This is a genomic window from Intrasporangium sp., from assembly GCF_036566125.1.
Classification (GTDB): domain Bacteria; phylum Actinomycetota; class Actinomycetes; order Actinomycetales; family Dermatophilaceae; genus Intrasporangium.
Map to the genome: position 1 here is coordinate 1 of NZ_DATCWX010000022.1, position 14,157 is coordinate 14,157.

Here is a 14,157-nt window from a genome sequence, read left to right on the forward strand (position 1 = left end):
CTCGGTTGGGTCACCGTGCGCAGCACCGTCGACGGGACCGAGGCCCGTCGCCCCTGCCGTGGCCTGTTCCTGCTCCTCGGCGCCGAGCCGTACTGCGACTGGCTCCCACCTGGCATCGCCCGCGACACAGGTGGATTCGTCCTCACCGGCCGTGACGTGCCACAGGACGCTTGGCGCGACGGGCTGCCGCCGGGGAGCCTCGAGACGACCGTGCCGGGGATCTTCGCCGCGGGCGACATCCGGAGCGGCTCGATGAAGCGCGTCGCCGCCGCGAGCGGCGAGGGCGCGTCCGTCGTACCGCTGGTGCACGCGTGGCTGGAGCCGGCGGGCTGAGCGCTCAGAGCTCGACGAGCTCGCCGTCCCGGTACGCGTAGCGGACCGCCAGGGTCGTCGCCGGGGGGAGGTTCGCCGGATCGGCGGCAGGGCGCGGAGGCGGCGCTGGGCTGGGAGCCGGCTCAGCGGCATACGTGAGTCCGCTTGAGATCCCAGCGGCCCGCGCCTGGCCCGCCCCGAGCGCGGCGGTCCCCACGAAGGCGACGGCGACGACGGCGCCGAGGCCCCGCCCGATCCTGCGTGCTGTGGTGTCCATGCCTCCACGTTCGCGACGTGCGCTGTGGCGTTTCTGTGCCGTTTCGCTGAACCGCACATGAGATGCCGTATGCCGCTGAGCTCAGTCCCCGAGGGCCGCTCGCATCGCGTCGGCGACGTCATGCGCCGCGTGGCCGGGTTCCCGCGACAGGCCGGCGATCGCGCCCTCCCGGTCCGCGTCGGACCGGTTCTGGCTGAGCTTCGCCTTGGCCGAGACGCTCTCGATGGCGAACTCGACGCCGACAATCGCCCGCAGCTGGCCGGTGACGTAGCGCTCCGGGGCGTCGGTGACCGCCCACCGCTCGGCGCGGTGAGCCTCGTGGCGGTGGGTCAGTCGCGTGACGACGTCGCGGACCCAGTCCGGGTCGTCGTGCACGGTGACCGTGCCGCTCAGCTGGACCTCGCTGTAGTTCCACGTCGGCACGACCCGGCCGTGCTCTGCCTTCGAGGCGTACCAGCTCGGAGAGATGTAGGCGTCCGCCGCGGCGACGACGACGAGGCCGGCCGAGCCGGGTGCGATCCGGCGCCAGTGGTCGTTGGCCCGCGCGAAGTGCGCCAGGACCCGGCCCTCGTCGAGAATGAGCGGCAGCAGGGTCGCGTCGGGTCGGCCGTCCGGTCCGACAGTGACGAGATGACCGGCCGGATGGGCGGCGAGGAAGGCCTCGGTCTCGGCGTCTGCCATGGCATTGAAGTGCGGCACGTACACCGGACCATTGTCACCGCGCGCAAGGACCCCGGCGAACACGCCGGGGTCCTTGTGGTGACCGCCGCGATCGTGGAGGCACCGCGGCGGCCGGTCCTCAGTGCGATGCCCGAAGCTGGCGGCTCGGCGTCCACGCAGGACGAGGCGCACTCGTCGGCTCCGGCTCCGGGTCGAGGCGGGCCGCGAGTCGGCGCAGGACGAGCGCCGTGCGGGTGTGCCGCCGGACCGGACGGGCCACCCGATCCACCCGATGCTGCAGGGCGACCTGGTCGATGATGAGGTCGCGGGCCATGGCTTCCTGCGGCGTCAGGATCGGACGGACGTGCTGGGAATCGTGGAAGGTTGTCATGTCAGGCTCACCTGCGCTCTCTTGACGTGGATGTCGCCGCTGCCCGACTGGACAGCGAGGCTGGTCTGGGCCTCGGCATCACCGGGGCCGTTGCTGTCCTCGAGGTCGATCCGGACATCGCCGGTGACCGTGTTGAGGTCGAGGTAGGCAGCCACCCCCGCCGCCACCGCGATGACGACGTCGCCCGTGCCGGTCCGCGCCTTGATGTCCCCGCCGTGGACGGCGCCGAGCTTGACGTCGCCCGTGCCGGTCATGAGCTCAAGGTCGGCAATGGAGGCACTGACGACGACGTCGCCGGAACCGGTCTTGGCCTTGACACCCGCGTCAGCCCTGCGGATGGCGATGTCACCACTGCCGGAAATGAGGTCGAGCCGCCCGCTGGCCTGGCCGACGCTGACGTCGCCCGAACCGGTCTTGGCGCGGGCCTCGCCATCGACGACCTGGACGGCGATGTCGCCGGAGCCGGACTTGAGCTCGGCGCCGCCGAGCTGGTCGAACGCGACATCGCCGGATCCAGTCGCTGCCTGGACGTCCCCGAGGCGCCCCCGGCCCTCGATGTCCCCGGACCCCGTGCGGATGTCGACGGTGCTTGCGGCCGCGAGGTCGACCTCGACGTCCACGGATCCCTTGAAGAGCCCGAGGAAGCCGTCCTTCTTGGGCGCGAGAACGACGACGTCGTTGCCCCGGGCCTCGACGGTGTAGCGCTCGGCGAGCTCATCACCCGAGCGGCCGTGCGGGATCAGTCGGACGGTCGTCACGGGCTCGTCTGTAACGGTCAGCTTCACGTCTCCCGCGAGCTGCTCGACCTTGAGGTTGATCGGGCCGGTCGTCTCGAAACGCTTCTCAAAGTTGCTCATGATGGATTCCTTGCTGGTCTGGTCGTTTCGACGTGGGCCCGCGTCAGCGGACCCAGCCCTGGACGCGCTTGTTGGACGAGCGGTTGCGGCCCGGGGCACCGGGACCCGGTCCCCACTGACCGCCGATGTTGATGTTGATGCCCGGCGTGGTTGCCATGCGGACCGCGTTGACGATCCACGTGTTCAGCGACTGTCCACGGCCGGCTGCGAGGTCCTCGGCCCTGGCCTTGAGCGACTCGGGGATGCGCAGGGTGATGCGCGCCGTCTCGCCGTCCTCGTCGAGCGGCATTGCCGCGGTGTCCTCCGTGCGGATGGCGGTCGTGTCGTCCGCGACGGCCGACGGGCCGGCTCCGACGACGACGAAGACCGGCTCACGGCCCTGGAGCCGGACCTCGACGGAGACTCCGTCGAGCTCGTTCGTGATCTCGGCCGCCGCGTGGGACAGCGCGTCCATCAGGGCGAGTCGGACGCTGGAGTCGAGGGCGACGCCGAGCCGCTCCGCGGCCTGCTCCGTCTCGTGGCCCATTGCCCGGGCCGCCCGCGCAAGGTCCTGACGCAGTGCGTCCACGTACTCTGTGATGTCCATGTGCACCACACTGACATCATTGTGATGTCATGTCAACACCCTTACGACACCACCACGCCGCCAACCCCAATCGAGTGAACAACTTCCGGGCCGCAAAAGGTGTTCACTCGATTGAGGGGATGGCTGAGTGCGGGTACGGAACCAGCACACAATGGAGAAGCGCCGCACCGACCTGCTGCGCCACCCCTGACGTCAAGGAGTGACATGCGCAGCCTGGCCACGTCCGACCGAGCCGCCGTCCGAGCGATCTCCGGAGCCATTGCCCGCCTCTCGAGCCGGTCGCGCGCCCGCGAGTTCCTCCGGATCGTGCACCGCATGGGCGCCGACCCGGCGGCGATCGTCCCGGGAGTCCGCGACTCGCCCAACTTCAAGAATCGCCGGTTCGAGGCGGACGAGCCATCCCTGCGACCGCGCCTCCGAGCCCAGACGAGCGCGCTGCTCGCGTCGATCCGGGTGCACGGACGCGGACGCCCGGTCGGGGAGGTCCCGCGTGTCCGGCCGGTCCTGCCAGAGCAGGCGGGCGAGCTCGCGGTCACGTGGTACGGCCACGCCACGACCCTGCTCGAGCTCGACGGCGCTCGCTTACTCATCGACCCCGTCTTCGGGGAGCGGGTCTCGCCGTCGAATCGCTTGGGCCCCAAGCGCCTCCACCCGGTGCCCGGTCGGATCGAGGACATGCCCGCCGTCGACGTCGTGCTCATCTCGCACGACCACTATGACCACCTCGACGTGCCGTCGATCACCGCGCTCGAGCGGACCCACCAGCCGCACTACGTCGTCCCGCTCGGGGTGAACTTCCACCTCATGGCGTGGGGTGTGCCTGAGGACCGGATCACGCCGCTCGACTGGCGCGAGTCGACGCAGGTCGCCGGCGTGCAGCTCACGTGCACCGAGGCGCGGCACAACTCCGGTCGCGGCCTCGTCGACAGCCAGACGCTCTGGGCCGGCTGGGCCATCCATGGTCCACGGCACTCCGCGTACTACTCCGGCGACTCCGGCACCTCGAAGCGGTTCGCCCACATCGGGGCCGACCTCGGGCCCTTCGACCTCACCCTGCTGCCGATCGGCGCCTACGACCCGTACTGGCCCGACCTGCACCTCGAGCCCGAGCAGGCGGTGGCCGCCCATCGCGACGTCAACCGGATCGGCGCTGTCACAGAGGCGGTGACGGCGGACGAGGCCGGGGTTGCCGACGAGTTCATCGAGGGCGACCAGCGGATCGACACCCCGGGCGGGGCCCACGAGGAGGGGGAGGCGACGCCGACGGAGCGGGAGGCGAGGACGGCCGCCGCGACATCCGTCATGCTCCCCGTCCACTGGGCGACCTTCAACCTGGCGATGCACTGGTGGGCCGAGCCGATGCGACGCGTGCGACGGGCAGCCGAGAAGGCCGGCGTGCCGCTGATCGCACCCCGCCTCGGCGAGCGCGTGGACCTGACCGAGGCGGAGCCCGATGTCATGGCGGCGAAGTACGCCCAGCCCTGGTGGAAGGAGTGTTCGGCCGAGGAGAACTCGGGTTACCGTGACGTGTGAGCATGCTGAGAGCCGCGGCGACCGCGTCCACGAGCCGAGTGGCATTGCTGCGCCGGATCGGCGCGTCGTCCTCGACGATGCGGGCCCGGGCCGCCAGGTCGCCGAACTATCGAGACGGCCAGTTCCGGTCCCACGAGCCGACGCACTGGGTCACCGCACCGGAGGGCGAGGGCCTCGGTCATCCAGCCGTCGCCGCCTACCGGGCACGGGGCCGCGGTCGGCCGGTCGGCCGCATCCCGATCGAGCGCCCGTCGTGGCCGGAGGTCGCCGCCGACCTCGCCGTCACCTGGCTCGGCCACGCGACGAGCCTCGTGGAGCTCGACGGCCACCGCTTCCTGCTCGACCCGGTGTTCGGGGAGCGCGTCTCGCCGTCGGGCCGCGTCGGTCCTCGCCGGCTCCACCCGAATCCGTGCCGCGTCGCTGACCTGCCGCCCCTCGACGCCGTCCTCATCAGCCACGACCACTACGACCATCTCGACGAGCCGACCATCGCCGAGCTCGAGCGCTCCCACCACCCGCACTACGTCGTGCCGATCGGTGTCGACCTGCACCTCGAGTGCTGGGGAGTGCCCACGGAGCGCATCACCGCGCTCGACTGGCGTGAGACGACGACTGTGGGCGACGTCGTCTTGACCTGTACTGAGGCCCGGCACTTCTCCGGACGTGGCCTGGTGCGCAACCAGACGCTCTGGGCGGGGTGGGCGCTGCGCGGGCCGGCGCACTCCGTCTACTTCGCGGGTGACTCCGGTCCCACGCACCGGTTCGAGGACATCGGCCGTGACCTCGGCCCCTTCGACCTCACCCTCATCCCCATCGGCGCCTACAGCGACCACTGGCCCGACATCCATCTCGACCCAGCTCAGGCGGTGCGGGCGCACCTCGACGTCAACCGCGGCGATGCGACATCGTCTGTCCTCCTGCCGGTGCACTGGGCGACCTTCAACCTCGCCATGCACTGGTGGAGCGAGCCGATCCGCTGGGCCCGCCGCTGCGCCACCGAGCACACGGTCCACCTGCTGACGCCCCGGCCGGGAGCCCGAGTTCCCTTGGCCGACAAGGCAGTCGGCGACGTGGCAGCACACACTGACGCGTGGTGGGAGTCGTGCGCCGCCCCCGAGGACCAAGACTGACATCGGGCCGTATGCCGCTGGGCTCGCTTCCGGGCCACGTACACGATGGCCTGGGGCTGGGAGATCAGTCGTGTGCAACCTTCGTTGCCCAGCCCCGGAACCTACTCACGGCTGCTGGGCGAAGATCCAGCGACGCATGGCGACGAAGCGCAGCACCGTGGACAGAACGTTCGCGACGGCGACGACCGCCGTCTGTGCCAAGGTGCCCGCGTCCGGCGCTACCCATTGCTGGATGGCCAGCGCGAGGGTCGTTGCGACGTAGGTGATCCCGAAGACCACGAGCGCCTGACCGTGATGCGTGACCATGCGTTCACGTCCGGTCACTCCGAAGGTCCATGCGCGGTTGGCCGCCGTGTTGGCAATCGTGGCAATGATGAGCGCCGAGCCGTTCGCGAGCTGGGCCCCGATCCCCGCCCGGACGAGCAACGCGAAGAGTCCGAGGTGCAGCACCGTCGACAGCGCCCCGATCACCGCGAACCGGCCGACCTGGCCCGCGAGGCTCCCCCGACGGACTGGCGCAGCCTCGCGGACGGCGGTCATGTCGCGATCCCCGGGTCGGCGACCACCTGACCGTTGAGCGGCTGGGTGAGGTCGTAGAACGTCGTGCCGTCGATGGTGACGCTCTGGAAGTTCTCCTGCACCCACGCGGCGATCTCTGAGCTCGCCGAGCTGCCGCCCATCTGCGCCATCGCGCCGAAGCCGCCGCCAGCGCCAGCGAAGTAGTGGATCCGGCCGTCGGCGACGTACTGCTGGAACTGCTCCAGCGTCGGACTCGGGTCCGAGCCGTTGAATCCGCCGACCGCCATGACCGGCAGCTGTGTCGCGATCTGGAGGCCGGCTGCGCTCTGCGAGCCGACGGCGGCCGCCACCCAGGTGTAGGACTGAGCGTCCTCCGACAGCGCGGCGACCACCGCCGTGCTGGGTGTGGATGCGTCGAGCAGACCGCCAACCCCGCCGCGGCCACCTTGCGGGGACGGCGCGAAGCCACCGCCACGGCCAAAGGGTGGCGCGCCGAGCCCTGGCCCCCCGGGCCCTTGGGGGCCTCGCGCTCCACCAAAGCCCGGCAGCCCACCCCCACGGGTGGCGTCCGCCGGGCCGGCCATGACGATCGAGCCGGTGTGCGCCTCCGACACGGTCGTCAGCGAGTAGGCAGCCGGTCCGGCCAGCCCCGCGACGACCGCAGCCACCGCGACCCCGGTGAACACCTTGACCGACAGACCCCTCGACCCGAGCAGCACGAACGCCGCGAGCAGACCGACCACCAGCACACCGAACCGTAGCCAGTCGCCGTATGCGGACGTCCGGGACAGGAGGACGAAACCCCAGACCGCTGCCGTCGCTGTCGCCAGGCCCAGGGCGGCTGCGCCCACCCACGAGCCCCTGCGCTCCCATGCCTCGATGGCTCCCATTCCGACGAGCGCGCCGATCGCGGGCGCCAGAGCCACCGTGTAGTACTCGTGGAAGATCCCGGCCATGAGCGAGAACACGAGCATGGTGACGACCAGCCAGCCGCCCCAGACGAGGTAGGCCGCCCGACGCAGATCCGTCCGCGGCTGACGGCCGCGCAGGAACAGGCCGACAACCAGGAGGACCAGCGCGCTGGGAATGAGCCAGGAGACCTGGCCACCGACGCCGCCGTCGAACATGCGCGTGAGACCGGTGGCCCCCCATCCATTGCCGCCACCGACCGAGCCCGCCTCCTCGCCGCTGAGCCGGCCCAAGCCGTTGTAGCCGAAGGTCAGCTCGAGAAAGGAGTTGGTCTGGCTGCCGCCGATGTAGGGACGGGCATTCGCCGGAAGGAGCTCGACGATGGCGACCCACCATCCAGCGGAGAGCACCGCAGCGCCGAGTCCGACGAGCGAGTGGCCAATCCGCCGCCGCAGCGACGTCGGAGCAGCCACCAGGTAAGCGATGCCGAGGAACGGCACGACGAGGAGCACTTGCAGCGTCTTGGTGAGGAAGCCGAGGCCGATGAAGACTCCGACGAGCGCCATCCACCGAGCCGAGGCCGCCTCCACCGCGCGCATCAGGGCCCAGGCCGCGAGCGCCATGAGCAGTGTCAGCAGGGCGTCCGGGTTGTTGAATCGGAACATGAGCGCCGCGACCGGCGTCAGTGCCACAACGGCCCCGGCAAGCAGGCCAGCAGCCGGTCCGAAGTGCCGCCGGACAGTCGCAAAGACGACACCGACAGTCGCGACCCCCATGAGGGCCTGCGGGAAAAGGATGGCGAAGGGGCTGAGCCCGAGGAGTCGGACCGAGATGCCCATGACCCACAGCGAGGCCGGCGGCTTGTCCACAGTGATGGCGTTCGCGGCGTCGAAACTGCCGTAGAAGAACGCCTTCCAGCTCTCGCTACCGGCCTGCGCTGCAGCGGTGTAGAAGGAGTTCGCCCAACCGCTCGCGGTGAGGTTCCAGGTGTAGAGCGCGAGCGTTGCCGCGAGCAGGGCAAGGAGCGTGGGCCGCACCCAAGCCGGGTTTGCCGGCTCCGGCACCACCTCCGACGGCGCGGTGACGACAGAGGGCCTGGTCGAGGTCAGTGCCATGGCATCCATGGCTCCCAACCTCGGGCGCCCTACTGTGCCATCGCTGTGGCACGGCTGAGGCCTTGAAGAGACTCGCGCCCTGATCCTGACTCAGGCGGATGGCAAGAGGAGGGCGAACGTCGTGTCCCCGGGAGCGCTCGACATCTCGACCTTGCCGCCATGTGCACGAGTGACTGCTGCGACGATCGACAGGCCGAGACCCGTGCTGCCTCCAGCCCGGCTCCGCGCGTTGTCGCCTCGGGCGAACCGCTCGAAGACGTTGGGCTGCAGGTCAGTCGGAACTCCGGGCCCGTTGTCGTGAACCGCGATGCGCACCCATTCCCCCTCGGGGCGAACGGAGGTCGTCACACGCGTTCCGGCCGGGGTGTGCGTGCGCGCGTTGGCGAGGAGGTTCGTGACGACCTGGTGCAAGCGCGCAGGGTCGCCACGGACCTCGACGGGATCCGGTGGCAGGTCGAGCTTCCACTCGTGCGACGGCGCAGCGGCATGGGCGTCGCTGACGGCGTTGACCACGAGCATCGACACATCGACCGACTCGGCGTCCAAGGGGCGACCCGCGTCGAGGCGAGCCAGTAGGAGCAGATCCTCGACGAGCGAGCCCATTCGGCCGGCCTCGGACTCGATCCGTCCCATGGCGTGTGTCACCGACTGGGGGACGGGATTCGTCTCGCGTTTGGACAGCTCCGCGTAGCCCTTGATCGAGGCGAGCGGAGTGCGCAGCTCGTGCGAGGCATCCGCGACGAACTGTCGGACCCGCTGCTCGCTGCGATGACGGGCGTTGAGGGCCTCGTCGACGTGGTCGAGCATCTCGTTGAAGGCAGCCCCGACCTGACCCACCTCCGTGCGGGTGTCCGTGTACTCGGCGGCGACGCGTTCCGGCAGGGCCACCTGACCGGTGTGCAACGGCATCCTCGAGACGCGTGTGGCGGTATCGGCGACGCGCCGAAGCGGGTCGAGGTTGCGTCGCACGATCCAGGTCCCGATGCTGCCGACGAGCAGGACACCGGCCAGCACCCCAGCCATGGCGATGAGGATCATCCGGCTGATCGTGGCGTCGGTCGGCCCCGTGGAGAGGCCGACGACCCGGGTGCCGGGTCCCAAGGGCGCTCGCGTCGCTGGATCGAAGAAGTTCACGTCGCTCGCGAGCACTCGGAACCGGCCCGCATTGGCGACGAAGATCGTCTGCGGCCTTTCTCCGGTCACCGCACTCTCGATCGCGGCGAGCTGCGCGGACGTCAGCGCCATCCGCTTGCCGGATGACTCCAGGTAGCCCAACTGCTGGCCATTGTCGAGGAACTGCGCCTCGAGACGCCCGGTCCCCGGTCCCACCCCCTCCTCGCCGAGTTCGGTCACGCCGGGCTGGCGCGGAATCTTTATCGACGCACCGAGTTGCTCGTCGATCTGGGAGACGAGGTGTTGGTTGAGGGCCGTGATGGTGAAGACCGACGTCGCGACGCTGAGAAGCGTGAAGAGCACGAGCATCGAGGCGACGAGCTTGGTCCGTAGCGTCCACGACGAGGGCGGTCGCATATCGCCCCGCGACCGCGCGAAGGCCTCCTTCGCGCGGTCAACCAGCGAAGGAGGCTGAGTCGGGGTCGACGAGGGCGGGCCGTCGCCTGACCCCGGAGTGCGTGGAGCGTGTACGGGCTCGGGGACAGTTACCTCAAACTGCTGGCTTGAGGACATAACCGGCACCTCGCATCGTGTGGATCATGGGATCCCGGCCGGCGTCGATCTTCTTGCGGAGGTAGGAGATGTAGAGCTCGACGACGTTGGCCTGCCCGCCGAAGTCATAGTTCCAGACGCGGTCGAGGATCTGCGCCTTGGACAGGACCCGACGCGGGTTCCGCATGAGGTAGCGCAGCAGCTCGAACTCCGTGGCGGTGAGGTGGATCTCCTCCCCCGCCCGACGCACTTCATGACTGTCCTCGTCGAGGGTGAGGTCCCCGACCACGAGCACGGAGTCGCTGGAGTTGACGGCCACCGTCGTCCGGCGCATGAGTGCGCGGACCCGAGCCACGACCTCCTCCAGGGAGAACGGCTTGGTCACGTAGTCGTCGCCGCCAGCCGTCAGCCCGGAGACCCGGTCCTCGACCGCGTCCCTGGCGGTGAGGAACAGCACGGGCACGTTGGGGTTCTCGGATCGCATCCGGCGGAGAACCTCCATACCGTCGAAATCGGGCAGCATCATGTCGAGCACGACAGCATCCGGGTCGAATTCTCGGGCCGTGCGCACCGCCTCCATCCCGGAACCGGCCGCGCGGACCTCCCAGCCCTCGTAGCGCAGCGCCATCCCGAGCAGCTCGGTGAGGTTCGCCTCGTCGTCAACGACGAGGACCCGCACGGGCGAGCCGTCGAGGCGTTGGAGTTTCGGCGCGGCGGTCTTGCTCTGGTTGCTCATGTATCCAATGGAACGCGGCTGCCCTGTGGTTTGACCAGTACCTTCCTGTGCCATTCCTGTGGCTCTGCTGTCGAGTCACGGTCGTTGCAGCGACGTCCCAGAGCAGCTGAAGTGACAGCCGCGAGGGGAGGTGCCACGATCGGGCGGTGGCCAACCCACCCGTCGACGAGCTCGACGACCACGACGAGCCCCACGGGGAGAGTCTGAGCACCCGGCTCAACTGGCTGCGCGCCGCCGTCCTCGGAGCGAACGACGGCATCGTGTCCACCGCGGGCGTTGTCGTCGGTGTGGCCGGAGCCACGGCCGACCGGGGTTCGATCATGATCGCCGGCATAGCCGCGCTCGTCGCGGGAGCGATCTCCATGGCCGCCGGGGAGTACGTCTCGGTGAGCACCCAACGGGACACCGAGCGGTCAGTGCTTCGGCTCGAGCGCTGGGAACTGCGGCAGGACCCCGAGGGCGAGCTCGAGGAGCTCACCCAGCTGTACGAGAACAAGGGGATCAGCCGGTCGCTCGCCGAGCAGGTGGCCCGGGAGCTGACGGCGCACGATGCGCTCGGCGCCCACGCCGAAGCCGAGCTGGGCATCGACCCGGACGACCTGACGAACCCATGGCACGCGGCCTGGGCGTCGATGGCCGCCTTCACCGTGGGGGCGCTCCTGCCGCTGCTGACCATCACGTTCAGTCCTGCCTCGCTGCGCACCTGGGTCACCGTCGTCAGCGTGATGGTCGCCCTGGCCCTCACCGGATTGGTGAGCGCACAGCTCGGGCACAGTCCCCGTCTGCGCGCGATGCTCCGCACCGTTTCCGGTGGCCTACTGGCGATGGGCATCACCTACCTCATCGGCGCCCTCATCGGGACCGCCCTCGTCTGAAGCGGCGGGCTCGCCGGCTCGGTCCCGCCGAGCGTGCCCTGGGCACCGGCGCACCTCGTCTTCCGTGGCCATGTGGGTACGGTAAACTCGGTCCGTCCCAACAGCGTGGACGTCGGCAGTTCCGGCCACTCGGCCCCGACCGCAGCAGTCGCTGAGGTTGACATCCACGCACGGGCGGACATCGGGATCGCATTGAGCGCCCGATAGCCGGACCATGCGCACGACCTCCCTCGTCGGGGGCCGCGCCCGCTGGACCGGCCTGGACATCGCATCACCAGGAGGAAGATGCCCACGCGAGTCCGTCACCGTTCGAGTGATGGTATTGACCGAGCTGCGAGCGCCAACAGCACTGACAGCGCCGATCGCTCCAACGGTGCCGCACGTTCCCCACGCGGGGGCGGCCGGTCAACCCAACGGGACGACGACCCGGCTCCCATCATCCCGATCCTCGCCCGTCGAGTGCGCGAGGTCGAGGCCCGGGTGGCCTCGAAGGGGCGCGCCACCCCGACGAACCGGACGAAGTTCCAGGTCGTCGCCCTTCTCATGCGCGCGGAGCGGGCCAGGGTCAAGGACGACTCCTCGGTCTCGGCCGGCACGCGGGCCGACCTGCTCAAGCGCCTCGACGGCATCGCCGGAATCCTGGCCCAGATCGCGGCTCGGGACACCAGTCTGCTGGCACTGCTCGACCCGGCTGCCAAGCCCGGCCCGGCCGCCCAGCAGATGCGCCGCGACTGGCTCCTCGAGTCGGGCGCCGAGCTCGCCCCGGAGGACCTCGTGATCACCCGGTCCCAGCCGGTCGCGCAGGTCATGCCTCCCGAGCTCGCGGCCAAGCAGGTCACTCCCCCGGCGGTCCCGGCGCGCACCCGTGCCAACCCTTTCCTCGCCCCGGACCTGTCGAAGGCGAACCATCACGACTACGTCGGGCGGTTGTCGAACTGGGAGCTGCTGGACCCCCTGTACCGCGCCTTCGAGCAAGGCTCCGGTGGCGAGGCCGCGACGATGAAGCTGCCGCCCAAGCCGCGCATCGACCGCATCTCCCCACCCGGCTCTCAGCTCATGGTGCACCAGTCCCGCTTCCTCCAGGCGGTGCAGCAGGGGCACCGGACCTTCCTGCTCGCAGACGAGCCCGGCCTCGGCAAGACGGCGCAGTCCGTGCTGGCCGCTTCGGTGGCCAACGCCTATCCGATGCTCGCGGTCGTGCCCAACGTCGTGAAGATCAACTGGGCCCGCGAGGTCGAGCGCTGGAGCCCACAGCGCCGGGTCACGATCATCCACGGTGACGGTGAGGACGTCGACGCCTTCGCGGATGTCTTCGTCGTCAACTACGCCATCCTCGACCGCCACTTCGGGTGGCTGTCCACCTTCGGGTTCCGGTCGATGGTCGTCGACGAGGCGCACTTCATCAAGAACCTCCAGTCACAGCGGTCGCAGCAGGTCCTCGCCCTCGCCGACCGGCTCCGAGAGACGACACCGGGTGGCAACCCGCTCCTCCTTGCCCTCACCGGGACGCCCCTGATCAACGACGTCAAGGACTTCGACGCGATCTGGCGCTTCCTCGGCTGGATCAAGGACGGCAAGCCGGTCGGCGACATCGTCCGGCGGCTCGACGGGACCGGCTACACACCGATGGACCGGGCGTTCTATCCGGAGGCCAGGCAGGCCGTCATCGACATGGGCATCGTTCGTCGGCGCAAGGTTGACGTCGCGAGCGACCTGCCGGACAAGCGGATCGCCGACATCACGGTCGAACTCGACGGAGAGGCGGGCCGTTCCATCGAGCGGGCCGAGCGCGCTCTGGGTGAGCGCCTCGCCCGTCGCTACCGGGCCCAGCTCGCGGAGGGGCACGGTCACGAGATCGACGGCGAGCCGGACGCCGGCCTGATGCGCCGCGTCGCGGCGGCCGAGCTCAAGGCCCCGTCCGGCGAGGGCACGGGTGAGAACGTCTTCACCCTCGTGCGGCGCATCGGCCAGGCGAAGGCGACACTGGCGGCCGACTACGCTGCTCAGCTGTCCCACTCCGTCGGCAAGGTCGTCTTCTTCGCCAAGCACATCGACGTCATGGACGAGGCGGAGCAGGTGCTGCGCGAGGCGGGCCTGCGCACGGTTTCGATCCGAGGCGACCAGTCCACCAAGCAGCGACAGGAAGCGGTCGACTCTTTCCAGAAGGATCCGGAGGTGGCCGTCGCGGTCTGCTCACTGCTGGCCGCCGGGGTCGGTGTCAACCTGCACGCCTCGTCCAACGTCGTGCTCGCCGAGCTGTCGTGGACCGCGGCCGAGCAGCAGCAGGCCATCGACCGCGTGCACCGGATCGGGCAGGACGAGCCGGTCACGGCGTGGCGGATCCTCGCCGCAGGCACCGTGGACACCCGCATCGCCGAGTTGATCGACGCGAAGCAGGGTCTGGCCGCTCGGGCCCTCGATGGGAGCGACGTCGAGGTGGCCCCCACCGACACCGTCCAGCTCGACGCGCTGGTGACCCTGCTGCGCCAGGCCCTGACCGCCTGACCGCCTGACCGCCGCGCAGCGGCCCCCTCCTCAATCGAGTGAACAGCTTTCGGGGTGCATCACCGCACATGCTGTTCACTCGATCAG

14 protein-coding genes are annotated in these 14,157 nt (G+C 70.0%); 5 read left to right on the forward strand and 9 right to left on the reverse strand.

Annotated features, from left to right (window positions below):
- Nucleotides 1–333: NAD(P)/FAD-dependent oxidoreductase (locus VIR15_RS01300; RefSeq protein WP_414654887.1), on the forward strand; the 333-nt coding region annotated here is incomplete at its 5' end.
- Between the two features lie 4 nt (nucleotides 334–337).
- Here the strand turns inward: VIR15_RS01300 and VIR15_RS01305 are convergent.
- From VIR15_RS01305 to VIR15_RS01325, 5 genes are all read right to left on the reverse strand, one after another.
- Nucleotides 338–589 (reverse strand): hypothetical protein, encoded by a 252-nt coding sequence (locus VIR15_RS01305; protein ID WP_331925662.1) that lies wholly within the window; start codon nucleotides 587–589, stop codon nucleotides 338–340.
- 81 nt (nucleotides 590–670) lie between these two features.
- Nucleotides 671–1,294 carry an FMN-binding negative transcriptional regulator gene (locus VIR15_RS01310; protein WP_414654889.1) on the reverse strand — a complete coding sequence of 208 codons (624 nt, stop codon included), beginning with the start codon at nucleotides 1,292–1,294 and terminating at the stop codon, nucleotides 671–673.
- A gap of 94 nt (nucleotides 1,295–1,388) precedes the next feature.
- Nucleotides 1,389–1,640: a hypothetical protein gene (locus tag VIR15_RS01315; protein WP_331925664.1), complete on the reverse strand. Its 252-nt coding sequence runs from the start codon at nucleotides 1,638–1,640 to the stop codon at nucleotides 1,389–1,391.
- On the reverse strand, nucleotides 1,637–2,497 hold the full coding sequence (locus VIR15_RS01320) for a DUF4097 family beta strand repeat-containing protein (protein WP_331925665.1): 861 nt from the start codon (nucleotides 2,495–2,497) through the stop codon (nucleotides 1,637–1,639). Before VIR15_RS01320 ends, VIR15_RS01315 begins: the two co-directional genes overlap by 4 nt.
- 43 nt (nucleotides 2,498–2,540) lie before the next feature.
- Nucleotides 2,541–3,083 carry a toxin-antitoxin system HicB family antitoxin gene (locus VIR15_RS01325; RefSeq protein WP_331925666.1) on the reverse strand — a complete coding sequence of 181 codons (543 nt, stop codon included), beginning with the start codon at nucleotides 3,081–3,083 and terminating at the stop codon, nucleotides 2,541–2,543.
- A 204-nt stretch (nucleotides 3,084–3,287) separates the two neighbouring features.
- Between VIR15_RS01325 and VIR15_RS01330 the strand changes: the two genes are divergently transcribed.
- Together VIR15_RS01330 and VIR15_RS01335 are read left to right on the forward strand one after the other, a co-directional pair.
- Nucleotides 3,288–4,616 carry an MBL fold metallo-hydrolase gene (locus tag VIR15_RS01330; protein WP_331925667.1) on the forward strand — a complete coding sequence of 443 codons (1,329 nt, stop codon included), beginning with the start codon at nucleotides 3,288–3,290 and terminating at the stop codon, nucleotides 4,614–4,616.
- 2 nt (nucleotides 4,617–4,618) lie between these two features.
- Nucleotides 4,619–5,746, forward strand: coding sequence for an MBL fold metallo-hydrolase (locus VIR15_RS01335; RefSeq protein WP_331925668.1), 1,128 nt, complete (start codon nucleotides 4,619–4,621; stop codon nucleotides 5,744–5,746).
- A 105-nt stretch (nucleotides 5,747–5,851) separates the two neighbouring features.
- On the opposite strand, the gene VIR15_RS01340 is transcribed toward VIR15_RS01335, so the two are convergent.
- The 4 genes from VIR15_RS01340 to VIR15_RS01355 all read right to left on the reverse strand — a co-directional run bounded on the left by VIR15_RS01340 (nucleotide 5,852) and on the right by VIR15_RS01355 (nucleotide 10,690).
- The gene (locus VIR15_RS01340; RefSeq protein WP_331925669.1) at nucleotides 5,852–6,286 is read right to left on the reverse strand and encodes a GtrA family protein; all 435 of its coding nucleotides are present in this window, start codon (nucleotides 6,284–6,286) and stop codon (nucleotides 5,852–5,854) included.
- Nucleotides 6,283–8,298, reverse strand: a complete 2,016-nt coding sequence (locus VIR15_RS01345; protein ID WP_331925670.1) for an ArnT family glycosyltransferase — start codon at nucleotides 8,296–8,298, stop codon at nucleotides 6,283–6,285. The genes VIR15_RS01340 and VIR15_RS01345 overlap by 4 nt, the downstream gene beginning before the upstream one ends.
- Before the next feature lie 81 nt (nucleotides 8,299–8,379).
- Nucleotides 8,380–9,819, reverse strand: coding sequence for a sensor histidine kinase (locus VIR15_RS01350; RefSeq protein ID WP_331925671.1), 1,440 nt, complete (start codon nucleotides 9,817–9,819; stop codon nucleotides 8,380–8,382).
- Nucleotides 9,820–9,952: 133 nt separating this feature from the next.
- A complete protein-coding gene (locus VIR15_RS01355) occupies nucleotides 9,953–10,690 on the reverse strand; it encodes a response regulator transcription factor (protein ID WP_331925672.1) in 738 nt (245 codons plus the stop codon).
- A 146-nt stretch (nucleotides 10,691–10,836) separates the two neighbouring features.
- Here VIR15_RS01355 and VIR15_RS01360 point away from each other — a divergent pair, with 146 nt between their 5' ends.
- Together VIR15_RS01360 and VIR15_RS01365 are read left to right on the forward strand one after the other, a co-directional pair.
- Nucleotides 10,837–11,565 carry a VIT1/CCC1 transporter family protein gene (locus VIR15_RS01360; protein ID WP_331925673.1) on the forward strand — a complete coding sequence of 243 codons (729 nt, stop codon included), beginning with the start codon at nucleotides 10,837–10,839 and terminating at the stop codon, nucleotides 11,563–11,565.
- Between the two features lie 285 nt (nucleotides 11,566–11,850).
- Entirely contained in the window at nucleotides 11,851–14,070 is a 2,220-nt protein-coding gene (locus VIR15_RS01365; RefSeq protein ID WP_331925674.1) for a DEAD/DEAH box helicase, read from the forward strand.
- Nucleotides 14,071–14,157 lie beyond the last annotated feature (87 nt).

Coding starts and splice junctions, on each gene's coding strand:
- VIR15_RS01355 (WP_331925672.1), bottom strand. CDS start 10,690: ATGAGCAACCAGAGCAAGACCGCCGCGCCGAAACTCCAACGCCTCGAC.
- VIR15_RS01325 (WP_331925666.1), bottom strand. CDS start 3,083: ATGGACATCACAGAGTACGTGGACGCACTGCGTCAGGACCTTGCGCGG.
- VIR15_RS01315 (WP_331925664.1), bottom strand. CDS start 1,640: ATGACAACCTTCCACGATTCCCAGCACGTCCGTCCGATCCTGACGCCG.
- VIR15_RS01330 (WP_331925667.1), top strand. CDS start 3,288: ATGCGCAGCCTGGCCACGTCCGACCGAGCCGCCGTCCGAGCGATCTCC.
- VIR15_RS01305 (WP_331925662.1), bottom strand. CDS start 589: ATGGACACCACAGCACGCAGGATCGGGCGGGGCCTCGGCGCCGTCGTC.
- VIR15_RS01365 (WP_331925674.1), top strand. CDS start 11,851: ATGCCCACGCGAGTCCGTCACCGTTCGAGTGATGGTATTGACCGAGCT.
- VIR15_RS01320 (WP_331925665.1), bottom strand. CDS start 2,497: ATGAGCAACTTTGAGAAGCGTTTCGAGACGACCGGCCCGATCAACCTC.
- VIR15_RS01345 (WP_331925670.1), bottom strand. CDS start 8,298: ATGGATGCCATGGCACTGACCTCGACCAGGCCCTCTGTCGTCACCGCG.
- VIR15_RS01350 (WP_331925671.1), bottom strand. CDS start 9,819: ATGCGACCGCCCTCGTCGTGGACGCTACGGACCAAGCTCGTCGCCTCG.
- VIR15_RS01335 (WP_331925668.1), top strand. CDS start 4,619: ATGCTGAGAGCCGCGGCGACCGCGTCCACGAGCCGAGTGGCATTGCTG.
- VIR15_RS01340 (WP_331925669.1), bottom strand. CDS start 6,286: ATGACCGCCGTCCGCGAGGCTGCGCCAGTCCGTCGGGGGAGCCTCGCG.